This window comes from Streptomyces sp. NPDC012508, from assembly GCF_042902595.1.
In the GTDB taxonomy this organism is placed as follows: domain Bacteria; phylum Actinomycetota; class Actinomycetes; order Streptomycetales; family Streptomycetaceae; genus Streptomyces.
Window position 1 is genome coordinate 172,496 of the sequence record NZ_JBIBEO010000010.1, and the last position, 20,001, is coordinate 192,496.

Here is a 20,001-nt window from a genome sequence, read left to right on the forward strand (position 1 = left end):
ACGGCTATCGTACGAGTGACCCGAAGGCCCACGCACGAGGAGTTCCGCGATGACCGTCGCCCTGTTCGAGCCCTACACCCTGCGCTCGCTGACCATCCCGAACCGGGTGTGGATGGCCCCCATGGACCAGTACTCGGCGGAGCCGGCCGGTCCGAACGCGGGCGTCGCGAACGACTGGCACTTCGCCCACTACGCCGCCCGCGCCACCGGCGGGACCGGGCTGATCATCGTCGAGGCGACCGCGGTCGCCCCCGAGGGCCGGATCAGCCCCGCCGACCTCGGCATCTGGAACGACACCCAGGCGGAGGCCCTGAGCCGGACCGCCCGGTTCCTCAAGGAGCACGGCACCGTGCCCGCCATCCAGCTCGGACACGGCGGCCGCAAGGCGTCCACCCGGCGCCCCTGGGAGGGCCGCGGCCCGGTCGCCCCGGGCGAACACGGCTGGCAGCCGGTCGCGCCGAGCCCGGTCCCGTTCGCCGAGGGCTATCCCGTCCCCACCGAGCTGAGCGTCGATCAGATCGCCGAGATCCCGGGGAAGTTCGCCGAGGCAGCCCGACGCGCCCTGGCCGCCGGCTTCGAGGTCGTGGAGGTGCACGGCGCGCACGGCTATCTGATCAGCAGCTTCCTCTCCCCGTACGCCAACCACCGCACCGACGCCTACGGCGGCTCGTTCGAGAACCGCACCCGACTGGCGCTCGAAGTCGTCGACGCCCTCCGGGGCGTGTGGCCCGATGAGCTCCCCCTCTTCTTCAAGATCTCGGCCACCGACTGGCTGGAGGGCGAGGGCTGGACCGCCGACGACACCGTCCGCTTCGCGCACCTGCTGCGTGAGCACGGGGTGGACCTCCTGGACGTCTCCGGCGGCGGCAACGGAGGACCGGCGCGGATCCCGCTCGGCCCTGGCTACCAGGTGCCGTTCGCGGCGCGCGTGAAGGCCGAGACCGGTCTGGCCGTCGGGGCCGTCGGGCTGATCACGGAGAGCGGGCAGGCGGAGAAGATCGTCGCCAACGGGGAGGCCGACGCCGTCCTGCTCGGCCGTGAGCTGCTCCGCGACGCGTCCTGGGCCCGCCGCGCGGCGCGCGAGCTGGGAGCCGAGACGCACGCGCCGGCCCCGTACGCCTGGGCGATCTGACACGGGCCCTCTGGGCCGCACCCTCCGCCCCTCCGCCCCTCCATCCCTCCGCCTCTCCGGGTCCTCCCCAGGGCCGGAACACGCCGCCGACCTGGGGAGATGCCCGCTCCGGGAGCCGCTGTCAGTGGTCGGGTGCAGACTGGCCCGTATCCGCGACAACGGCGTCCTGGAGGTGTCGGCCATGCCCGACGTAGTACTGACCGTAGGTACCCGCAAGGGTCTGTTCATCGGCCGACGGCGCGACGGCCGGTGGGAGTTCGACGAACCCCACTTCAACGCGCAGGCGATCTACTCGGTCGCGATCGACAAGCGCCGCGCGACGCCGCGGCTGCTCGTCGGCGGGGACAGTTCGCACTGGGGCCCGTCCGTCTTCCACTCCGACGACTTCGGCGCGACGTGGACCGAGCCCACGAAGCCGGCCGTCAAGTTCCCCCCGGACACGGGCGCTTCACTGGAGCGCGTCTGGCAGCTGCACCCGGCGCCCGCACACTCCCCCGACGTCGTCTACGCCGGGACGGAGCCCGCCGCCCTCTTCCGTTCCGAGGACGGCGGGGAGTCGTTCGAGCTGGTCCGCCCACTCTGGGAGCACCCCACGCGGTCCCAGTGGGTGCCCGGCGGAGGCGGCGAGGCCGTGCACACGATCGTCACCGACCGGCGCGACCCGGCGGCGGTGACGGTCGCGGTGTCGACGGCCGGGGTGTTCCGCTCCCGGGACGGCGGGGCGAGCTGGGACCCCTCCAACCGGGGAGTGTCGGCGGTCTTCCTGCCCGATCCGGACCCGGAGTTCGGCCAGTGCGTGCACAAGATCGCCCAGGACGCCGGGGACCTGGACCGGCTCTATCTGCAGAACCACTGGGGTGTGTACCGCAGCGACGACGCGGGCGGGAAGTGGACCGACATCGGCTCCGGTCTGCCGTCCGACTTCGGCTTCTCGGTGATCGCGCACCCCCATCGGGCCGATGTGGCCTATGTGTTCCCCATCAACGCCGACGCGGACCGCGTGCCCGCCGGCCGCCGGTGCCGGGTCTACCGTACGAGTGACGCCGGGGAGCACTGGGAGCCGCTGAGCGCGGGGCTGCCCGCGGGCGACCACTACGGCACGGTGCTCCGGGACGCGATGTGCACGGACGACGGGGACCCGGCCGGCGTCTACTTCGGCAACCGCAACGGCGAGCTGTACGCGAGCGCCGACGACGGCGACAGCTGGCGGCTCCTCGCCGAACATCTGCCGGACGTGTTGTGCGTACGGGCGGCGGTGATCGGGTGAGAGGGCGGGACACTGCGCCAGTAGAGTGACGGCCGTGGCAGCACGACCGTTGAATGAGATCGTCGAGCCGGGCTGGGCGCACGCCCTCGCGCCGGTGGCCGACAACATCGCCGCGATGGGCGACTTCCTGCGCCGGGAGATCGCCTCCGGGCGTACCTACCTGCCCGCCGGAGCGAACGTCCTGCGCGCCTTCCAGCAGCCCTTCGACGAGGTACGGGTCCTGATCGTCGGACAGGACCCGTATCCGACACCGGGGCACGCGGTGGGACTGAGCTTCTCGGTGGCGCCGGAGGTGAGTCCGCTGCCGCCGAGCCTGGAGAACATCTTCCGGGAGATGAACACCGATCTGGGGCTCCCCCGGCCCTCGAACGGTGATCTGACCCCATGGACCCGCCAGGGGGTGCTGCTGCTCAACAGGGCGCTCACCACGGCGCCGAGAAAGCCCGGGGCGCACCGCGACAAGGGCTGGGAGGCGGTCACGGAGCAGGCCATCCGCGCGCTCGCCTCGCGGGGCAAGCCGCTGGTGTCCGTGCTGTGGGGGCGTGACGCGCGCAATCTGCGTCCGCTGCTGGGCGATCTGCCGGCGATCGAGTCCTCGCACCCCTCCCCCATGTCCGCGGACCGCGGCTTCTTCGGGTCGCGGCCGTTCAGCCGCACCAACGAACTGCTTCTGCGCCAGGGGGCGCAGGAGGTGGACTGGCGGCTGCCGTGACGGCCGGGGCCGAGGGCTGGGTCGTCGGGGTCGACTCGGGCGGCTCCGGGCTGCGGATCGCCCTGGCGCGCGCCTCCGACGGGCGCGCCGTGGAGAGCGTGACGTCTCGTGAGCCGGTGCGGACGGGTCCGGGCGGGATCGAGGCGGCCCATCTGCTCGATCAGCTCCTGCCGGCCGTGGAGGCGCTGCGCGCCCGCGCGGGGGCGGGACCCGTCGTCGCCCTGGCCGTCGGCGCCGCCGGGATGGCGACGCTCGGCGAGGAGCTGCGGGCGGTCCTCCCCGGCGCGCTGGACCAGGCGCTCGGCGTACGGCGGCTGGCGCTGGCGGCCGACGCCGTCACGGCGTACGCGGGAGCGCTCGGGCAGCGGCCCGGCGCGGTCGTCGCGGGCGGGACGGGACTCATCGCCCTCGGTACGGATCTGACGACGTGGCGCCGCGCCGACGGCTGGGGCCATCTGCTGGGCGACTGCGGCGGGGGCGCCTGGATCGGCCGGGCCGGTCTGGAGGCCGCGATGCGGGCGTACGACGGCCGGCGCGGGGGTTCCGCCGCGCTGCTCGCCCGTGCCGAGGCGCGGTTCGGCACGGTGGCCGGGCTGCCGGGCGCGCTGTACCCCCGGACCGACCGGCCCGCCGTGCTCGCGTCGTTCGCGCCCGACGTGGCCGGCTGCGCGTCCGACGGCGACCCGGTGGCGTCGGGGATCCTGCGGCAGGCGGCCCGGCACGTCGCCGAGGCCGCGGCCGCCGTGTGCCCGGCCCCGGGTGTGTACGAAGTGGCCCTGACGGGTGGCCTGTTCAAGCTGGGTGAACCCCTGCTCGTACCGCTGCGCGCCGAGCTGGCGGAGCAACTGCCGCACGCCCGGCAGGCGTCGGCGGCCGGAGATCCGCTTTCCGGCGCGATCGCCCTCGCCACCGCGCTGGCGACGGATTCACTACGGCTGCCGGTGGACCCGAAGTTGTTGCATGTAACCGCGTAAGCCGCGGTTCGGACAAAGAGGGGCAGATAACGCTCTGCTGCACCTCACCGCAGTGCTCGGCGGTCAAAACCAGTAGCATGCGGCGCCATGAGCTCCCCCACTGGGCCTGCTTCCGGCCTGCCTGTACGAATGCCGCGACCCCGCCAGCCCGGGCGACACCGTCGCCCCGAACCCGTGGCGGCGCCCGAGGGCGCTCCCGCGCTGGTTCTCGCTGTTCCTGGTGTGCCGTCGGCCGCCATACGCTCGCTGGCCGAAGAGGTCGTGAGCATCGCCCGCTCCGAGCTGCCCGGCCTGGAGGCCGCGATCGGCTACCTGGACGGGGACGACGCCGAGTACCCCACCCTCGGGGGCGTACTGGCGCGCGCCGAGGCGCTGCGCACCGAGCGGTACGAGCTGGCTCTGGCCGCCGGCCGTGAGGTCAGCGCCCCGGAGGGTCCGGCCGCGGTCGTCGTTCCGCTGCTCGCGGGCCCGGACAGCGCGCTGATGCGCCGGATCCGGCAGGCCGTGATGGACAGCGGCAACGTTGCCGAGCTGACGGACGTCCTCGGTCCGCACCCGCTGCTCGCCGAGGCGCTGCACGTGCGTCTGTCGGAGGCCGGTCTGGCCCGTGCGGACCGCGCGCGGCTCTTCACGGTCGCCACGGCCGCCGACGGCATCGTGCTCGCGACGGTGGGCGGCGAGGAGGCCGTGCAGGCCGCGGGCATCACCGGCATGCTGCTGGCCGCGCGCCTGGCCGTCCCGGTGATGGCCGCCGCGCTCGACCAGGAGGGTTCGATCACCGCGATCGCCGAGCAGCTGCGCGGCTCCGGCTCGGAGCAGCTGGCGCTCGCCCCGTACCTCATCGGCCCCGAGCTGGCCGACGGCCTGCTCGACGCGGCCGCCAAGGAGGCGGGCTGCGCCGCCGCCGAGCCGCTGGGCGCGTACCCGGCGATCGGCAAGCTGGTGCTGTCGCAGTACACGGCGGCGCTGGGCATCGCGCCGCAGCAGCCGCAGGGGGCTCCGGCTCACTGAGTGGACGGGTGAGGGCCCGCACCGGAGGTGTCCGGTGGCGGGCCCTCACCCGTTTCCGCCGGATCAGCCGAAGACGACGCAGGAGGCGGCCGGAGCCTCGACGGAGCCCGCGCGGTGCGGAGTGCCGCTCTCCGCGTCGAGGTCGAACCAGGTCACGTCGCCGGAGCGCTCGTTGGCCGCGTACAGCCGCCGGCCGGAGGGCTCGAGGGCCAGGTCCCGGGGCCAGTGGCCGCCGCTGGGCACGGAGGTACGGAGTTCGGCCTTCTCGCCGCTCGGGTCGAGGGCGAGGACGGCGATGCTGTCGTCGCCGCGTACGGCGACCCACAGGAAGCGGCCGTCGGGGGCCGCGACGATCGCGGAGGGGTAGCTCGGGCCGGGGGTTCCGGCGGGGACGACGGGGGTCTCCCCGAGCGGCTCCAGGGTGCCCGTCGTGGCGTCCCAGCGGCAGACCGTGAGGACGGGCTCCAGCTCGTGCAGGACGTAGGCGTGGCCGCCCGCGGGATGGAAGGCCAGGTGGCGGGGGCCGGTGCCGGGACGGAGGGGGGTCTCGCCGTGGTGGCGCGGCGCCCCGGACACGGGGTCGAGGGCGTAGATCCGTACGGAGTCGGTGCCGAGGTCCACGGCGGTCGCCCAGCGGCCGCCGGGGGCGGGCAGGACCTGGTGGGCGTGCGGGCCGCTCTGACGGTCGGCGACGGGCCCGGCGCCCTCGTGGCGGGCGACGACGGTGGCCGGGCGGAGGGTTCCGTCCGGGGCGATGGGCAGCGCGGTGACGCTGCCCGAGCTGTAGTTGGCGGTCAGGACGTGCCCCTCGGCGACGGCGAGATGCGTCGGCCCCGCGCCCTGTACGGCCACGGGCTCGCCGAGCGGCCTGGGTACGGCCCCGGACACGTCGAAGGCGGCCACGGCGCCGTCCTCGGCCTCGGAGACGGCGTAGAGCACGGGGCCGACGAGGGTGAGGTAGGAGGGATCGGCGAGCTGTCCGGCCGCACCGGTGACGACGAGGGCCCCAGTCTCCGGCTCGACCTCGGCCACGAGAATGCCGCGCCCGCCGGAGGACGTGAACGACCCGACGAAGGCCCGCACCGATCCGCGTACGTCCGTGCCACCCATGACATCTCCCCTCTCGGCCGCGACCCTCGCCGAACGGCCCCGTAGTCGGGGCAGACGTTAGCAGGCGGTCTAGACCAACTTGGATCACAGACGCGCGGGGACGCGCCGCAGGCCCGTGCACCTCGCCGGACCTCCGGGGCCCGCGGCCGTGGCCACGAGGACGGGGGACGGTGTAGGCCCGTCGCACCCGGCCCTCACGCGTCCAGCCCGCGCCCCGGCGGCCCTGAGGCCGCCGAACGGCGAGGAAGGCCGCCGGCGGGCGACTCGGGCTGGCGGGGCGGGGGCTGTCAGGCCGCGGGGACCAGCGGGGCGCTGGGAGACGTGCGCACCGGGGCCGCCAGGGCCACCAAGGCCTGCTCCAGGCCCTGGAGGTGGGTGAGTGCCGCCTCGGCGCCCGGGTGATGGGTCGGGGCTCCGGAGACCTCCGCCGTGGCCCTGCGCGCGGGCCCCACCGGGGGGACGAGCGCGTGGACGGCCGACTCGACGCGCCACGCGGCGGCCGCGAGGCGGGCGTCGTGCGAGGCGTCAGGGTCCGCGGCGACCGCCGCCAGGCCGCGGATCTCGCGGGCGCAGTCGTCCAGCAGCGCCAGGACCCGCCGGGCGCGCGCCTTGCGGGCGCGCAGCGGGCTCAGCGGGTGGACCAGCGGCGCCAGCGAGAGCCGGGCCCGGCCCAGCAGCACCTCCAGCTCCGCGGCGAGCGGCGCCGGGTCGGCCTCCGGGTCGCCGGCGAGGCGCCGCGCCGCCGCCGTGGTGCAGGCGTGCACACAGGTCACGGCCCGCTCGATCCACGCGTTGGTGGCCGCGTGCGTCGTCACCGGCAGCAGCACCACGCCCACGGCCGCGCCGAGCGCACCCACCGCCGTCTCCTCGAAGCGCAGCACCAGGAGCCCCGGATGCAGCACGCCGAGGAGCCCGTACAGCAGCCCCGCCATGACGGTCACGAAGAACATCATCCAGCTGTACGAGAGGGGGGCCGTGTAGAAGATCCCGAAGACGCACACGGCGACCAGCGCGGCCGTCGGCGCGGACGCGCCCGCCAGCGGGATCGCGATCAGGAATCCGGCGGCGATGCCGGTCACCGTTCCGACGACCCGCCGGAAGCCGCGGACCAGCGTCTCGCCGCGCGACGCGGTGTTGACGAAGATCCACCACGCGGTGCCGACGGCCCAGTACCAGCGCTCGTGCGAGATGAACTGGCCCGCGGCGAGCGCGACCGCGCAGGCGACCGTCGCCTGGAACGCCTGCCGCGTCGTGGGCCGGTCGAGGCCGCGGCCGGGCAGCTGCACGGGCGCGGCCGGCGGCGGCACGCGCCGCTCGATGCACCAGGCCACGAAGCGGACCGCCCCCGCCGCCGCGAGAGCCAGGCCCACCGCCCCGTACAGCTCCGGCAGCTGCGCCGGCAGCGCGTGCAGGAACTGGGTGACGAAGAACATCATGAACGCGAAGATGCCCAGCGCGTGTCCGCGCGGACCCCACCGGCGCGCGTACACACCCGCGAAGATCACGAGGAGCCATGACGCGTCACGCAGCAGCGGGGCGCCGTGCAGCGTGGTCGCCAGCGCCAGGACGGGGAAGCCGGCCGCGGGAAGCAGCGCCGTGGTCACGGCCTGGCGGCGGACGGTGGGGTCGGCGACGGTGAAGAGCGCGAGCAGGGCCGCGAGACCGCCGGTGATCGACGCCGTGAGGGAGAGTCCGCAGAGTTCGGCCGCGCCGACGGCGAGGCCGATGGCGAGGACGGCGCGCGAGGAGACGCGCAGCCGGACGCGGCCGGGATCGGGGGCCACGAACATGAGCCTGACCAGCCGACGACCGGTCGCCCGGAGGTTCTTCACGACGGTAGTTCCGCCCCCGCTGCTGAACACACACCCTCTTCGCGTCATCTCGTGCCCCGGCCTGCTTGTGGCGGCCCCAGGACATGGGAAAGGCGCCGCGGTCCGGTCACCGGCCTCGTCGCCGGTCCGGCGCTCGCGCGGCGCCAAGAATTCACTACTGTTCTCAGAGGTAAACACCTGGACACCCAGTGGCTCAACCGACGTGTCGAACGCTGGACCATTGGTACAGTCGGGAGAGCACCAGCCCAGCCAGAAGGGAGCCAACGGACCATGGCGGTGGACGAGCTCGACACCCGGATCCTGCGGCTCCTGATCGAGCAGCCGCGCACCAGCGTGCGCGAGTACGCGCGGATCCTCGGGGTCGCCCGGGGCACGGTGCAGGCCCGGATCGACCGGCTGGAGCGGGACGGTGTGATCACGGCGACGGGTCCGGTCCTCTCCCCCGCCGCGCTCGGTCACCCCGTCCTCGCGTTCGTCCACATCGAGGTCACCCAGGGGCATCTGGACGAGGTCGGCGACGCGCTCGCCGCGGTGCCGGAGATCGTCGAGGCGTTCTCGATCACCGGCGGCGGGGACCTCCTCACGCGCGTGGTGGCCCGGGACAACGGGCACCTGGAGGACGTGATCCAGCGGTTGATCCAGCTGCCGGGCGTGGTCAGGACCCGTACGGAGATGGCGCTGCGCGAGCGCGTGGCGCACCGGCTGCTGCCGCTCGTGGAGTCGGTGGGGCGCGCCTCGGCCCGCAGAGGCTGACGCCGGACCGGACCCCTCCCCTCCGTTGAGATGCTTGACCCATGAGCACCTCCCCCACCTCGGTCATCTTCGATCTCGACGGAACGCTGGTGGACAGCGAGCCGAACTACTACGAGGCCACCCGGCGCACCCTCGCCGCCTTCGCCGGCGCCACGGACTTCGACTGGGAGCGGCACACCCGGTTCATCGGGATCGGGACCCGCGAGACGCTGGAGATCCTCGCCGTGCGGTACGGGATCGACGCGCCCGTCGACGAGCTGCTCGACGCCACCAACCGGAGCTATCTGGAGCTGGCGCGGGCCTCGACCCCGGTCTATCCGGAGATGCGGACGTTCGTGGAGCGCCTGCATACGGCGGGTGTGCCGATGGCCGTGGCCTCCGGTTCGTCCCGCGCCGCGATCGAGGCGGTCCTCGCCGGCACCGGTCTGGACGCCTGTCTGACGACGCTCGTCTCCGCCGAGGAGGTCGGTCGCGGCAAGCCGGAGCCGGACGTCTTCCGCGAGGCCGCGCGCCGGCTCGGCGCGGACCCGGCGCGGTGCGTGGTGTTCGAGGACGCGGCCCCGGGCGCCCTTGCGGCGCGGGCGGCGGGCATGCGGTGCGTGGCGCTGCCGTACGTGGCGGCCACGGCGGACGATCCGGCGTTCCTCGCCGCCGATCTGCTCTTCCCGGGCGGCCAGGCGGAGTTCACCGCGCACGCGGCGCTGGGCCGGCTTGACCTACCGGTCCGGACACGCTGACGTGGGGTGTGCCCCGTGACCCGCTCCGACGATCTCGGCCCGGACGGCATGCGCCCGGGTGGACTGGTTCCACGTGCCGTCGATCCGGATCAATAGCGACACTTCGCCATACATGGGATCATTTGTATGAAGTGACAACACGCCAACACAGGCACACAGATACACAGACACACAGGCACTCAAAGAGGGCGAAATGTCTGCCATCAAGGAATCCATCGACATTTCCCGCAGCCCCGAGGAGGTCTTCTCCTACGTGACCGACCCCACCCATCTGCCCGAGTGGCAGGAGAGCGCCGTCTCGGTCCGGCCGCTGGGAGACGTACCGCTGGGCGTCGGTTCGAAGGTCGCCGTGACCCGGCGGATGGGGCGGCGCGAGATGGTCACGACGATGCAGGTCATCGACATGGACCCACCCAGGAGTTGGCACATCCACGGCATCGACGGCCCGGTGCGCGGTGACGTCCAGGGCAGGATCGAGCCGATCGACGACGGCACGCACTCCCGGCTCACGATCTCCCTGGATTTCGAGGGCCATGGGATGGGCAAGATGCTCGTCCCTCTCGTCGTCCGCCCGGCCACGCGTAAGGAGTTGCCCCGGAACGAGCAGAACCTGAAGGGCATCCTGGAGGCGGGAGCCGCCCGTTGACCGCCCGGCCGCCCCGCCGACCGACCCGTCCCACGCCCCGATGCGCGGCGCGGCGCGGCGGGGCCGGTGTGGCTCGGTGGTCGGGGTCGGGGGTCGGGGTTCGGATCAGCTGAAGACCACGGAGCGCAGCTTCAGCCGCTCCGAGGCGTGGCCGCCCTGCGGCCGAAGGGTGAACCGGTCGCCCTCACAGTCGGGACCGGTGAAGACCGTGGTGGTGGAGGTCGTGTTGTTGCGCGGGGAGTGGGCGGGCGCCGTCCACGGGTCCGCGACCTCGGCGAGGGTCAGGCACACCCCGCTCGGCGGGTCGGCGAGGGCCCCGAGGTGCGGCGCGCCGGTCGGGTCGTTGTAGACGTATGTGAACTCCCCCTCGGCGGCGGAAGCGGAGGGGGCGGCGGCGAAGAGCACGGCGAGACCACAGGCGGCGGCGGTGGCGAGGGCGCGCAGGCGCATGGAACAGCTTCCCATCGTTCGGCGGTACGGCCGGAGTGACGTCGGGGGTGACGTCGGGCGACGTCCGAAGTGCCGCCCGGCCTCCCGGGCTCTCCCCCGGAACGATCACCCTCACTCCCCCTCTGACCTGCGGAAACGATCAGCCGTCACCCGTTCGGGTGAGATCATCGATGAGATCGGGGACATCGGCGAACGAGTCGAGGACGTGGTCCGGTTCCCCGGAGGCCGCGCGGTGGGTCTCAGGCAGGTACTTGCCGGTCTTCACCAAAGCCCCGGTGATCCCGCAGCGCTGGGCGGCCAGGACGTCCGACTCGATGTCGTCGCCGACCATCAGGGTGCGGGCGGCCGAGGCGCCGACGTGCGCGAGGGCGGTCTCGAAGAAGGCCCGGGACGGTTTTCCGGTGATCTCCGCCTCGACCCCGGCGGCTCGTTCGAGCCCGATCAGAAAGGCTCCGGTGTCGAGGTCGAGCCCGTCGGCGGTACGCCAGTACAGGTTGCGGTGCATGGCCACCAGCCGTGCGCCCTCCCGTACATGACGGAAGGCGCGGTTGAGCGCCGCGTAGCCGAAGTCCTCACCTGCCCCGCCGAGCACGACCACGTCGGGCTCTTCGTCCGCTCCCGTGAGCGTCAGGCCGACGAGATCGTCCCGTACGTCCCCGGTGTTGATCAGCAGGCATCGCGCATCGGGGTGCTGCTCCCGCAGATGGGCGGCGGTGGCGGCGGGCGCCGTGAGGATGTCGTCGACGGCGACGGGAAAGCCCCCCTCGGCCAGCGTGGCGGCGATGGAGGCGCGGGTGCGCGAGGTCGTGTTCGTGACCAGCGCGAGCGGAGTTGCGCTCTCCCGCAGTCGCTCCATGGCCGCCACGGCGCCCGGCAGCGGTTTCCAGGAGACGGTGAGCACACCGTCGATGTCGATCAGGACCGCTTCGATACGGGGCATGGGGAGGACCCTCCACACATGCAGTCCCCGGTAGTCCGTCTCCGCACTCGGACGTCTCGGCCGTCGCCGAAAGGCCTGAGTTCCGGGAGGATCTGCCGGGGGCCTGGCCAGAGCCAGCGAGTGGGTCACGCGGGTCGGCGAACGTCTTCACCGACGGGTGCGGCTCGCTCTGGTTTTCTGGTGTATTAGGGATTTTCCTCCTTATTTCTCCCTCGTCAAGACCCCCAGACCTCGAACTCGTAGATCCGTGCGGCAGGGTCGGTGGTCTGCGTGGGCCTGGTGATCTGGAGCCGTACGTAGCGTGCCGAGGCGCTCACCGGGTGCGTCGTCGTGGCCGCCGTGTTGCCGGTGACGGTCGCGGCGGTCGTCCAGGGGTCCGTGGCGGAGCTCCGGACCTGGAGGGTGAAGTCCCGGGTGTTCCAGGACGCGCTCTCGCCGCCCGCCGACGCGTGCTTCACCGTGACCCGGTCGATGGATCGGCCCGACCCGAGGTCGACCTCCAGCCATGGGACCGAGGCCGTGGTGCACCACTTGTCGGTCGTACCGCCGGAGACCGAGCCGTTGACCGCCTTGGCCGGGCCCTCGCCGCTGTTGCACCGGCCGGAGGCGGTCGCCGGGCGGCCGAGGGCGAGGTTGGACTCGGTGCTCGGGGACCAGCCGACGGTGGTCGTCGCGGCCGGCGAGCGGCCGTACTCGGTGGAGACGGCCTCGATGTCGAGCGTCGTCGACGTCTCCGTACCGGCACGGTCGAGCCGGGGGACGAAGAGGGCGTCGTTGGGGGTGGCGCCGAGGAAGGTACGGGTGGAGTCGGCGTTCCGCCGGTAGACCTCGTAGTGGTGGACGGAGCCGGAGGCCGAGGGAGTCCAGGCCAGGCGCAGGGACTTGGCGCCCGCACCGACGTCGGTGGCGCCGAGGACGGTGACCCCGGTCGGGGCGGCGGCGGTGTCCACGGCTCCGTCGTGGACGGCGAGTTGGCCGACCCGGATGTCGTACGAGGGGGCGGAGCCCGAGGCCTGCAGACCGACCTGGGCGATGGTCCGGCCGGTGAAGGCGGCCAGGTCGAGCGTCTTGCGCTCCCAGCCGGTGGTGGTCGTCGAGCCGAGGTCGAGGGTGGTGAAGGTGGCCGGCGCGTCGGTGAACGACACGGCGGCCTTCAGACGGGTGGGCCCGGCGGCCGGGGTCTTCAGGACCACCGACAACTTGGTGTCGGCGGCGACCGGCAGCTTGGTCTGGTAGAGCCGGACGGTGTTCACGGCGTCGAGCCTGCCGGTCAGGCGCAGCGAGGAGCCGCCCTCGTAGGCGTCGGTGAAGTCGATGGACGGGGTCAGCCTGGAGCCGCTGGAGGTGACGAGCCAGCGGTAGGTGGGCGGCACGTCCTGGAGGGAGAGGTTGTTCCAGCCGGTGGAGGAGACCCGGACGCCGCCGGAGTGGAAGAAGTCGCCCTGACCGGCGCCGAACGAGGTGACGAACGGTTTGGCGGTGACGGCGGACGACTCCGGGACGTAGTGGGCGAGGCCCTTCCAGGCCGAGGTCGTCGTGGTGTTCGACGGGTCGCCGTTGGCGCCGTCCCAGTAACGGGCCTCGCGCGCATGGGAGTCGGCGCGCCCGGTGGAGGAGGTGAAGGTCCACTCCGGCCGGTAGATGCCGAGCGAGGTGACGTGCGGCTGACCGGCGGGGAAGACCGATGCCCAGGGGACGGCGGTGTTGTGGCCGTTCGCCTCGGTGTCGATGCCGGAGTACAGCTCGTACTCGCTCCGGCCGAGGCTCCGGGCGAGCGTACGGGAGGAGGTGAGGCCGGCCGCGCTCCAGCCGAAGTCGAGGAACATCGAGTCGGAGGTCCGCTGCGCACCCTCCTGGAGGAACGAGTCGTTGGCGGAGGTCAGCGAGTCCTGCCAGGTCACCGCGCCGGACTCGGTCATCGCGTCGTACCACATGAACTCGACGGGCCCGAGGGAGCGGGCGTACCGCATCTCGTTGCGCAGCTCGGTGGCGAGGGCCGCGTCGCCGCCCGCCGTCTCCTGGTTGATGAACCAGCCGTCGAAGCCGTAGTACTGGGCCACTTGGGCGAGCTTGTCGGCGACGGGGTAGGTGGAGCCGGTCTTCCGGGCGAAGTCGCGTACCCACTGGATCTGGCCGCCGTAGGCGGTGGGCGGGAAGAAGACGGTGCCGTAGACCTTGACGCCGTTGCGGTGCGCGGCGTCGATGACGGTCGCGTTGGGGGCGAGGATCAGGCCCTCGCTCGCCGAACCACCCCAGAAGACCAGCTTGTCGATGTACTGCCAGTGGCCGAAGGCGTAGTAGTGCGGGTTCGTGGAGCCCTGCGAGGGGTTGTTCGAGGTCGGGCCGAAGGAGACGAGCGCGGCGATCTTCCCCTCGCCCGCGCGGGCGTTGGCGTTGGCCTTGAGCGCCGGGTCGGAGACACGGGGGCGCAGCGGGACGCGGGAGCGGTTGAACCGCGCGTCGGGGTCGGTGGCCGGGTCCCAGTTCAGGAGCGTGTCGGGGTGCCAGTACGAGGCGTAGGGCTGGTCCCCGGCGGCGACCGGGGCCCGGGGTGCCACGGGCGCCTCGGGCGCCGCGTGCGCCTCGGGCGCGTGGGGGGCGAGGCCGAGCAGGGCGGCGAGGAGCGCCGCGACCGTCAGCAGGGGGAGGTGTCGTCTCATCCGATACTCCGGTCCAGCGGGAAGGGTGGGGGTGCTGGGCGTACGGGAGGTGCGGCGGTACGAGCGTGCGCGGTGGTGCGGCGGTGCAAGCGACCGGCGAGCGTTCGCGGGGCATGCCGTTCGGCATGGGCGTGCGGCGGTACGTGCGGACCGCGGCGGTACGGGGCGAGCCGGTCGCCGTCTCGCCCGGGAGGCTAAACGGCTTTAGTTGGCCGGGTCAAGGGCCGGCGGCGCCGTGGACTCGCGGACCGTGAGCCGCGGTGTGGGGTTCTTGATGTCCCTCGCCGCCGCCGGGTCGTCGACGACCGCGAGCAGTGCCCGCGCGACCTGCTCGCCGAGGGCGAAGGTGTCCCGGGAGAGCGCCGTGAGCGAGGGGTGGACGATGCGGGTGAGGGCGGAGTCGTCGAAGGAGACGACGGACAGTTCGCCGGGGACGGCCACACCCATCTCGGTGGCCACACCGAGCCCGGCCACGGCCATCACGTCGCTGTCGTAGATGATCGCCGTCGGCCGCTGCGGCCGGGCGAGCAGGGCGCGGGTCGCGGCCGCGCCCTCCGCGTCGCTGAAGTCGGTCGGCAGCGAGACGGCCTCGGTGAGGCCGAGGCGCCGGGCGCTGTCCCGCACGGCCCGGATCCGCCGCTGGGTGTGCTGGAAGGCCGGGAGTCCGGCGAGGTGCGCGATACGGCGGTGGCCGAGGGCGGCGAGATAGTCGACGATCGAGATCATCGCCTCGCGGTCGTCCGCCCAGACGCTGGGCAGGCTGCCGTGCCGGCCGGGTCCGCCGAGCACGGTCGTGGGCACGCCGAGCTCCTCCAGGACGGGGATGCGCGGGTCACGGACCTGGAGGTCGACGAGGACGAAGCCGTCCACCCGGTGCTCGGAGGTCCAGCGCCGGTAGACCTCGATCTCGGCCGCCGTGTCCTCCACGACCAGCAGGTTCAGCGCCGTACCTCGCACGGACAGTCCGGCCTGGAGTCCGCTGAGGAGATGGCTGAAGAAGGGTTCGAGGCCGATGGTCCGCGCGGGGCGGGCCAGGACGAGGCCGACCGCGCCCGCCCGTGCGCCGCCCAGGGCGCGCGCGGCGCTGTGGGGGCGCCAGTTCATCTCCTCCGCGACCCGCAGGATGCGTTCGCGGGTGGCGTCGCTCACCCCCGGCCGGCCGTTGAGCGCGAAGGACACGGCGCCCTTGGACACCCCGGCCCGGCGGGCGATGTCGGCGATCGTCGGTCTGGCCACGGGCGCCCCTTCGGTCTCGCGCACTGTCTTGACAGCGGAGTGTAGCGGGAGCATAGTCCCCCATCGCTAGACCGGTTTAGTAGCTCTGCCTCGTCCGCCAGAACAGACCGGGAGACCTCTCATATGCGAACAAGCAGCCACTGGAAACGGCTGGCCGTGGCCGCGGTCGCCGCGGTGACCCTCGCCGGCTGTGGCCTCGGCGACCCGAACGCCCCGGAGGACGCGGGCGGCGCGGGCGGGGGCGAGGTGACGGGCAGGGTCTCGCTCCAGACCTGGGCCCTGAAGCCGAAGTTCACCGCGTACATGGAGGGCGTGATCGACGCCTTCGAGAAGAAGCACCCGGGCGTCGAGGTGGAGTGGCTCGACCAGCCGGGCGACGGCTACTCCGAGAAGGTGCTCAGTCAGGCGGCAGGCGGCACGCTGCCCGATGTGGTCAATCTGCCGCCGGACTTCGCGCTGCCGCTGGTGAAGCAGAAGAGGCTGCTCGACGTGGCGGGCGCCGATCCCAAGCTGGAGGCCGACTACGTCGAGGGCGGCACCGCCGCCTACCGCTTCGCCGGCCACGACGGCACGTACGGCTACCCCTGGTACCTCAACACCGACGTCAACTACTGGAACTCCGAGCTGCTCACCCGGTACGGCCTCGACCCGAAGAAGCCGCCGGCCACCCTGGACGAGCTGATCGCGGCGGCCAGGACCGTCAAGGAGAAGTCCGGCGGCGAGGTCTATCTCATGAGCCGCAAGCCGGGGCTGATGGACTTCGCCGACGCAGGGGTGAAGCTGATGTCCGACGACGGGAAGAGGTTCACCTTCAACACCCCCGAGGCCGCCGCGCTCCTGGACACCTATCGCGGCGCGTTCAAGGAGGGGCTGCTGCCCAAGGACGTGCTGACGGAGACGTACGCGGGCAACACCAAGCTCTTCTCCTCCGGCACGGCCGCCTGGACGACGGCGGGCGGCAACTACATCACCTCGCTGGCCACCGACAACCCGAGCCTCGCGCCCAAGGTGGTCTCCTCCCCCGCGACGGGCACCCCGCCGCTGTACGTCCAGGGTCTGTCGGTCTCCAGGGCGACCAAGAACCGGGCCACCGCCCTCGCGCTCGCCCGCTGGATCACCAACGCCGAGAACCAGGCCGCCTTCGCCCACCTGACCAGCATCTTCCCCTCCACCAAGGCCTCGGCCTCGGACGCCTTCTTCAGCAAGAGCGACGGGACGAACGCCGGGGACGCCAAGGTCACGGCGTTCACCTCGCTGGCGACGGCGAAGATGCTGGAGCCCGTCCAGGCCAACGAGGCGATCAAGACCGTCGTCAACCAGCAGATCGCCCTCGCCCTCAACGGCCAGGCCGGATCCAAGGAGGCGCTGGACACGGCGGTCGAGCGCGCCGATCAGCTCCTGAAGGACTGACCTCCGGCACGTACCGAACACCGGCCGCGAGCGGCGCCGTCGTCCCCCGGCGCCGCTCTCCCTCCCCGGAAGGCACCCCATGACTCACCGGCGCTGGTTCACCCCGTGGCTGCTCGCCGGACCGGCCGTCGTCTGGCTCGCCGTCTTCAATCTGTGGCCGGCCGTGAACACCGTGATCCTGTCGTTCACCAATGCCAAACCGCTGGGCGGCGGCCGCTTCACCGGCCTCGCCAACTATGAACGCGCCCTGACGGACGACCAGTTGACCGACGCGCTGATCAACAGCATCGTCTACCTCCTCATCTGCCTGCCCCTGCTGACCCTGCTGCCGCTGCTGCTCGCGCTGCTGGTGGAGAAGAAGCTGCCGGGCATCACCTTCTTCCGTACCGCCTTCTACACACCAGTGGTCGCCTCCGCCGTCGTGGTCGCCCTGATCTGGGGCTGGCTCCTGGACGACCGCGGTCTCCTCAACGGCGTGCTCGGCCGGCTCGGTCTCACGGACCGGCCGGTCGACTTCCTCACCGACCGCTGGCTGCTGCTGTTCAGCGCCATCGGGCTGACCGTGTGGAAGGGCCTCGGGTACTACATGGTCATCTATCTCTCCGCGCTCGGGAACGTGGGCCGCGAGCTGCACGAGGCCGCCGCCGTCGACGGGGCCTCCGCCGTGCGCCGCTTCTGGCACGTCACCCTGCCCGGCGTACGGACCACGATGATGCTGGTCTCCGTCCTGATATCGGTCTCCGCGCTGCGGGTCTTCTCCGAGCTGTACGTCCTCTCCCACGGCACCGGAGGCCCGGGCGGCCGGGACATGTCGGTGGTCATGCTCATCCAGATGTACAGCCGAGGCTTCACCGGGCACATCGGCTACGCCTCCGCCCTGAGCCTGCTGCTCTTCGTGATCACCATCGGCCCGATGCTGCTCCTCGCCCGGCTGAACCGGAAGGCGGCCTGACCATGCCCGTACGAGCGTCACGGGGTTTCGGCACACCCGGTCCGGCCGCGAAGGCGGCCCGGTACGCGCTGCTCGCGCTGGTCCTGCTGCTCACCACGGGTCCGTTCCTCTGGCAGCTGTCCACGTCGCTCAAGGGACCGGGCGAGGACGTCTACTCCCGTACGCCGGACTTCCTGCCACGCGACCCGACGTTCTCCAACTACGCACAGGTCGCCGACACCATCCCGGTGTGGACGTACGCCCTCAACTCGCTGACGGTGGCGGCGGTCGCGGTGGCGGGCAACGTGGTCGGGGCCACGCTCGCGGGCTTCGCGCTCTCCCGGCTGCGGTTCCGCGGCGCCCGGCTCGTGCTCGGCCTCTTCGTGGCCACCCTGGTGCTGCCGGGGGAGGTCACGATCGTCTCCCAGTACGTGACCGTGCGCAGCATGGGCCTGACCGACACCCTGCTCGGGGTGGCCCTCCCCGGCGCCATCGCGATGCTCAACATCCTGCTGATGTACACGGCGTTCCAGGCCGTTCCACCCGAGCTCGACGCCGCCGCGCTCGTCGACGGCGCGAACGTGTGGCAGCGGCTGATCCATGTGGGGCTGCCGAACGTACGGGGCATGCTGAGCGTGGTCGTGATCTTCACCTTCATCGGCGCCTGGGACGACTTCCTGTGGCCGCTGATCGTGCTCAACGACCCCGAGCGGTACACGCTCACCGTGGGGCTGCAGTACCTCGACGGCACCTTCACCGCCAACCCGCGGCTGATCGCGGCCGGGACCATGATCGCGTTTCTGCCGATCGTGGCCGTGTTCGCCGCGCTCCAGCGGTTCTTCTTCAAGGGCGTCGAGGAAGGCGCCATCAAGGGATGACCCGTGGAAAGGACCCCATGCCGAGCACGCCCCCTCAGCACGACGCCCCGCGCCTTCCGCCCGACGCGCCGCGCTTCGGCGTCAACTACACGCCGAGTCAGGGCTGGTTCCACCACTGGCTCGACTTCGATCTCGATGCTGTCCGCGCCGATCTGGACTCCATCGCCGGCCTCGGCCTGGACCACGTCCGGGTCTTCCCGCTGTGGCCCGTCTTCCAGCCGAACCGCACCCTGATCCGCCCGCGCGCCGTCGCCCAGCTGGCCGCCATGGTGGACGCGGCGGCCGAGCGGGGCCTGGACGTGGCCGTCGACGGGCTGCAGGGCCATCTGTCCAGCTTCGACTTCCGGCCCTCCTGGACTCTCACCTGGCACCGGCGCAATCTCTTCACCGATCCCGACGTGCTCGACGGCCAGGCCGCCTATCTGCGCACCCTCGCGTCGGCGCTCGCGGACCGCCCCAACTTCCTGGGTATGACGCTCGGCAACGAGATCAACCAGTTCTCCGGCGACCCGCACCCCGATCCGGACCGGATCACCCCGGGCGAGGCGGAGAGCTGGCTGCGGCGCATGCTCGCGGAGTGCGAGCGGGCGGCGCCCGGACGGCTGCATCTCCACGCGGAGTACGACGCCGCGTGGTACCTGGACGACCATCCCTTCACCCCTGCCCAGGCGGCCCGGCTCGGCGGGGTGACGGCCGTGCACTCCTGGGTCTTCAACGGCACCGCCCAGCGCTACGGCCCCGAGTCCGTGGCGTCCGGGCAGCACGCCGCGTATCTGATCGAGCTGTCGAAGGCGTGGGCGGACGATCCTGGGCGGCCGGTGTGGCTCCAGGAGGTGGGGGCGCCCGCCCCGCACATCGCGCCCCGCCGGGCCGCCGACTTCACCCGTACGACCGTGGCGGCGGCGCTCGACTGTCCGGACCTCTGGGGCATCACCTGGTGGTGCTCCCACGACGTCGACCGCGCGCTGGCCGACTTCCCCGAACTGGAGTACAGCCTCGGCCTGTTGACGAGCGACCGCGAGGTGAAACCGGCCGGGCGGGCGCTCGCCGACGCCGTGGCGGAGTTCCGGCGGCGTCCCTCTCGCCCACAGCCGCGGACCACGGCCCTGATCCTCGATCTACCGGCGGACGACCTTCCGGAGGAGGCCTCGAAGCGTTCGACGTGCGCGCCGGGCGGGGCGTACTTCGAGGCGTTCATGCAGCTGGCGGCGGACGGCGCGCGGCCGACCGCCGTACTGGCGTCCCGGGCGTCGGACCGCGATCATCTCACCGCACGCGGGATCACCGAGACGGTCACCGTCGACGACGTCGACAGGCCCTGA

The 20,001-nt window shown here is 72.5% G+C and carries 18 protein-coding genes; 12 read left to right on the forward strand and 6 right to left on the reverse strand.

Annotated features, from left to right (window positions below; all coding sequences use genetic code 11):
- Nucleotides 1-49: 49 nt before the first annotated feature.
- From ACFY8U_RS30890 to ACFY8U_RS30910, 5 genes are all read left to right on the forward strand, one after another.
- Nucleotides 50-1,132 carry an NADH:flavin oxidoreductase/NADH oxidase gene (locus tag ACFY8U_RS30890; protein ID WP_389575537.1) on the forward strand — a complete coding sequence of 361 codons (1,083 nt, stop codon included), beginning with the start codon at nt 50-52 and terminating at the stop codon, nt 1,130-1,132.
- A gap of 181 nt (nt 1,133-1,313) precedes the next feature.
- A complete protein-coding gene (locus ACFY8U_RS30895; RefSeq protein WP_389575538.1) occupies nt 1,314-2,399 on the forward strand; it encodes a WD40/YVTN/BNR-like repeat-containing protein in 1,086 nt (361 codons plus the stop codon).
- Nucleotides 2,400-2,433: 34 nt separating this feature from the next.
- A complete protein-coding gene (locus ACFY8U_RS30900) occupies nt 2,434-3,111 on the forward strand; it encodes a uracil-DNA glycosylase (RefSeq protein WP_361645175.1) in 678 nt (225 codons plus the stop codon).
- Nucleotides 3,108-4,085, forward strand: coding sequence for an N-acetylglucosamine kinase (locus tag ACFY8U_RS30905; RefSeq protein ID WP_389575539.1), 978 nt, complete (start codon nt 3,108-3,110; stop codon nt 4,083-4,085). Before ACFY8U_RS30900 ends, ACFY8U_RS30905 begins: the two co-directional genes overlap by 4 nt.
- An 87-nt stretch (nt 4,086-4,172) precedes the next feature.
- Complete coding sequence (locus ACFY8U_RS30910; RefSeq protein ID WP_361437945.1) at nt 4,173-5,096, forward strand: hypothetical protein; 924 nt, start codon at nt 4,173-4,175, stop codon at nt 5,094-5,096.
- A gap of 63 nt (nt 5,097-5,159) precedes the next feature.
- Here the strand turns inward: ACFY8U_RS30910 and ACFY8U_RS30915 are convergent, their stop codons facing one another.
- The gene (locus ACFY8U_RS30915) at nt 5,160-6,206 is read right to left on the reverse strand and encodes a lactonase family protein (RefSeq protein WP_389575540.1); all 1,047 of its coding nucleotides are present in this window, start codon (nt 6,204-6,206) and stop codon (nt 5,160-5,162) included.
- Between the two features lie 287 nt (nt 6,207-6,493).
- A complete protein-coding gene (locus tag ACFY8U_RS30920) occupies nt 6,494-7,996 on the reverse strand; it encodes an FUSC family protein (protein ID WP_389575715.1) in 1,503 nt (500 codons plus the stop codon).
- A 312-nt stretch (nt 7,997-8,308) separates the two neighbouring features.
- Between ACFY8U_RS30920 and ACFY8U_RS30925 the strand changes: the two genes are divergently transcribed.
- From ACFY8U_RS30925 to ACFY8U_RS30935, 3 genes are all read left to right on the forward strand, one after another.
- Nucleotides 8,309-8,791, forward strand: a complete 483-nt coding sequence (locus ACFY8U_RS30925; RefSeq protein ID WP_361437941.1) for an Lrp/AsnC family transcriptional regulator — start codon at nt 8,309-8,311, stop codon at nt 8,789-8,791.
- Nucleotides 8,792-8,832: 41 nt separating this feature from the next.
- Complete coding sequence (locus tag ACFY8U_RS30930; protein ID WP_389575541.1) at nt 8,833-9,528, forward strand: HAD family hydrolase; 696 nt, start codon at nt 8,833-8,835, stop codon at nt 9,526-9,528.
- Nucleotides 9,529-9,721: 193 nt separating this feature from the next.
- A complete protein-coding gene (locus ACFY8U_RS30935; protein WP_361597888.1) occupies nt 9,722-10,174 on the forward strand; it encodes an SRPBCC family protein in 453 nt (150 codons plus the stop codon).
- A gap of 105 nt (nt 10,175-10,279) precedes the next feature.
- On the opposite strand, the gene ACFY8U_RS30940 is transcribed toward ACFY8U_RS30935, so the two are convergent.
- The 4 genes from ACFY8U_RS30940 to ACFY8U_RS30955 all read right to left on the reverse strand — a co-directional run bounded on the left by ACFY8U_RS30940 (nt 10,280) and on the right by ACFY8U_RS30955 (nt 15,460).
- Entirely contained in the window at nt 10,280-10,639 is a 360-nt protein-coding gene (locus ACFY8U_RS30940; RefSeq protein WP_389575542.1) for a hypothetical protein, read from the reverse strand.
- Nucleotides 10,640-10,763: 124 nt separating this feature from the next.
- Nucleotides 10,764-11,564, reverse strand: coding sequence for a TIGR01458 family HAD-type hydrolase (locus tag ACFY8U_RS30945; protein WP_389575543.1), 801 nt, complete (start codon nt 11,562-11,564; stop codon nt 10,764-10,766).
- 215 nt (nt 11,565-11,779) lie between these two features.
- On the reverse strand, nt 11,780-14,224 hold the full coding sequence (locus tag ACFY8U_RS30950) for a discoidin domain-containing protein (protein WP_389575544.1): 2,445 nt from the start codon (nt 14,222-14,224) through the stop codon (nt 11,780-11,782).
- A gap of 204 nt (nt 14,225-14,428) precedes the next feature.
- Nucleotides 14,429-15,460, reverse strand: coding sequence for a LacI family DNA-binding transcriptional regulator (locus ACFY8U_RS30955; RefSeq protein ID WP_361597879.1), 1,032 nt, complete (start codon nt 15,458-15,460; stop codon nt 14,429-14,431).
- Nucleotides 15,461-15,583: 123 nt separating this feature from the next.
- Here ACFY8U_RS30955 and ACFY8U_RS30960 point away from each other — a divergent pair, with 123 nt between their 5' ends.
- The 4 genes from ACFY8U_RS30960 to ACFY8U_RS30975 all read left to right on the forward strand — a co-directional run bounded on the left by ACFY8U_RS30960 (nt 15,584) and on the right by ACFY8U_RS30975 (nt 20,001).
- Nucleotides 15,584-16,870 carry an ABC transporter substrate-binding protein gene (locus ACFY8U_RS30960; RefSeq protein WP_389575545.1) on the forward strand — a complete coding sequence of 429 codons (1,287 nt, stop codon included), beginning with the start codon at nt 15,584-15,586 and terminating at the stop codon, nt 16,868-16,870.
- Nucleotides 16,871-16,949: 79 nt separating this feature from the next.
- Nucleotides 16,950-17,822 (forward strand): sugar ABC transporter permease, encoded by an 873-nt coding sequence (locus ACFY8U_RS30965; protein WP_361597873.1) that lies wholly within the window; start codon nt 16,950-16,952, stop codon nt 17,820-17,822.
- Between the two features lie 2 nt (nt 17,823-17,824).
- Complete coding sequence (locus ACFY8U_RS30970; protein WP_389575546.1) at nt 17,825-18,679, forward strand: carbohydrate ABC transporter permease; 855 nt, start codon at nt 17,825-17,827, stop codon at nt 18,677-18,679.
- A gap of 17 nt (nt 18,680-18,696) precedes the next feature.
- Nucleotides 18,697-20,001, forward strand: coding sequence for a glycosyl hydrolase (locus ACFY8U_RS30975; protein WP_389575547.1), 1,305 nt, complete (start codon nt 18,697-18,699; stop codon nt 19,999-20,001).

Excerpts from the sequence above, each read along its gene's own strand:
- ACFY8U_RS30890 (WP_389575537.1), top strand. The coding sequence starts at position 50 with ATGACCGTCGCCCTGTTCGAGCCCTACACCCTGCGCTCGCTGACCATC.
- ACFY8U_RS30895 (WP_389575538.1), top strand. The coding sequence starts at position 1,314 with ATGCCCGACGTAGTACTGACCGTAGGTACCCGCAAGGGTCTGTTCATC.
- ACFY8U_RS30910 (WP_361437945.1), top strand. The coding sequence starts at position 4,173 with ATGAGCTCCCCCACTGGGCCTGCTTCCGGCCTGCCTGTACGAATGCCG.
- ACFY8U_RS30915 (WP_389575540.1), bottom strand. The coding sequence starts at position 6,206 with ATGGGTGGCACGGACGTACGCGGATCGGTGCGGGCCTTCGTCGGGTCG.
- ACFY8U_RS30920 (WP_389575715.1), bottom strand. The coding sequence starts at position 7,996 with ATGTTCGTGGCCCCCGATCCCGGCCGCGTCCGGCTGCGCGTCTCCTCG.
- ACFY8U_RS30925 (WP_361437941.1), top strand. The coding sequence starts at position 8,309 with ATGGCGGTGGACGAGCTCGACACCCGGATCCTGCGGCTCCTGATCGAG.
- ACFY8U_RS30930 (WP_389575541.1), top strand. The coding sequence starts at position 8,833 with ATGAGCACCTCCCCCACCTCGGTCATCTTCGATCTCGACGGAACGCTG.
- ACFY8U_RS30935 (WP_361597888.1), top strand. The coding sequence starts at position 9,722 with ATGTCTGCCATCAAGGAATCCATCGACATTTCCCGCAGCCCCGAGGAG.
- ACFY8U_RS30940 (WP_389575542.1), bottom strand. The coding sequence starts at position 10,639 with ATGGGAAGCTGTTCCATGCGCCTGCGCGCCCTCGCCACCGCCGCCGCC.
- ACFY8U_RS30945 (WP_389575543.1), bottom strand. The coding sequence starts at position 11,564 with ATGCCCCGTATCGAAGCGGTCCTGATCGACATCGACGGTGTGCTCACC.
- ACFY8U_RS30950 (WP_389575544.1), bottom strand. The coding sequence starts at position 14,224 with ATGAGACGACACCTCCCCCTGCTGACGGTCGCGGCGCTCCTCGCCGCC.
- ACFY8U_RS30960 (WP_389575545.1), top strand. The coding sequence starts at position 15,584 with ATGCGAACAAGCAGCCACTGGAAACGGCTGGCCGTGGCCGCGGTCGCC.
- ACFY8U_RS30965 (WP_361597873.1), top strand. The coding sequence starts at position 16,950 with ATGACTCACCGGCGCTGGTTCACCCCGTGGCTGCTCGCCGGACCGGCC.
- ACFY8U_RS30970 (WP_389575546.1), top strand. The coding sequence starts at position 17,825 with ATGCCCGTACGAGCGTCACGGGGTTTCGGCACACCCGGTCCGGCCGCG.
- ACFY8U_RS30975 (WP_389575547.1), top strand. The coding sequence starts at position 18,697 with ATGCCGAGCACGCCCCCTCAGCACGACGCCCCGCGCCTTCCGCCCGAC.